Source organism: Psychrobacter sp. 1Y4 (assembly GCF_051847555.1).
Genome location: NZ_JBPYDE010000065.1, coordinates 1 through 1,391, shown reverse-complemented (window position 1 = coordinate 1,391; position 1,391 = coordinate 1). Strand labels below are relative to the sequence as shown.

1 protein-coding gene is annotated in these 1,391 nt (G+C 34.2%); it reads right to left on the bottom strand.

The features are described from left to right. Window positions 1–891: replication initiation protein (locus tag ACS8FC_RS14170; protein ID WP_439297230.1), on the bottom strand; the 891-nt coding region annotated here is incomplete at its 3' end. Window positions 892–1,391: the final 500 nt, after the last annotated feature.

The window sequence follows — 1,391 nt, the reverse complement described above, 5'->3', positions numbered from 1 at the left end:
TTTGTTAAAACTTTCAGGCTCTCGCTGTATGATGTTAATCATTTCACGCTTAAAACTATCAGTACTCATTTTACCGTCATAGCTTAAACCTGGGTGATCGTTATAGTCGTTCATAAACTGCACATTATCAACAATTGATTTGATCTTATCTTCTGACAATTTACCGTCTTTACCAGCAATTTTATCTAATAACTTTTTGTGAAATTTGAGCTTTAAGCCTTTATAGCCCTTCCCTCTTGCTTTTTTTTGATACTCTACACTGACTTTATAATTCGTATTTTCATTTATATCGTTGATAGCTGTTTCAATAACATATCTTCGCAACTCACTAAATTGCTTATACTTATCTTTAACACACATTACGTGTTTAAACTCTTCTATCGTAAACTCTTTGCTGTACTGGTATTGATTAACCCACATTACCACCAATTCATACATTTTTATTGAATGAATACTCGATAACTCACCTATTTCTAATAGCTTGTATTTAGTGAAATTAGCTTTAAGTTGCGTCAAATATGGCAGTATTTTATTTGCGAATGATAATACGACTTCTCCGTTATCCGGATCATAAACAATACTACTAACAAGCCTTGTTTGAAGCGTTTTATTCTCGGGCAAGCTCATAACAATATCGACGTCATATAAACGTTTGCTTGCGTTCTCTATGTCACGATAAACATTCTGTTCGTTCTTAGACTTCTTACCAAAAAACAATGATTTAATATCATCAACTGTTACTTTATATTCTGTGTCTTGCGTGACATTTGGTGCATCAGGCCTACTGTCAATTTGACTGATACAAGCAAGCATGAGCTCTTTATCCGTCTTTTGCATTGTGTACGTTGCTAGGATTAAATCATTTGACTGAACAACTAAGTTATTTTCCATTTCAACTCTGCGCCCATAGTTACATTTAACAAGATCTTATCATAAAATAGAGTTATAAAAAGAGTGTTTTTTATTTATCTCTGTTTTCTGCTCATTTACTCTGTTTTCTGCTCATTTACTCTGTTTTCTGCTCATTTACTCTGTTTTCTGCTCATTTACTCTTTTTCTTTCTTGTAAGGTATTGATTTTAACAGGGAAAAATAGCTCTCAAACAGGAATAAACAGGAGTAAACAGGATCAAATAAAAACCCTCAAAGAAACGGGTGATAAATTTTTTTGTGGATAAGTGAAAAATCATCACTTAAACCACGCAGCTTGCCTAAGCAATTTAACCCTGTGTAATGTTTTTTTAAGGATTAGATTAAGGGCTAAATCCTCGACTGGGTGCATTAGTTCTACTCACTTGATGCTGATAGGACTCTAAACCGTCCTGTAGTGCTCTGTGTTGGCTTTCAGAAAGCTTTCCGTCGTATTGCTCGGTAAACGTCTCTAAAGCGGCT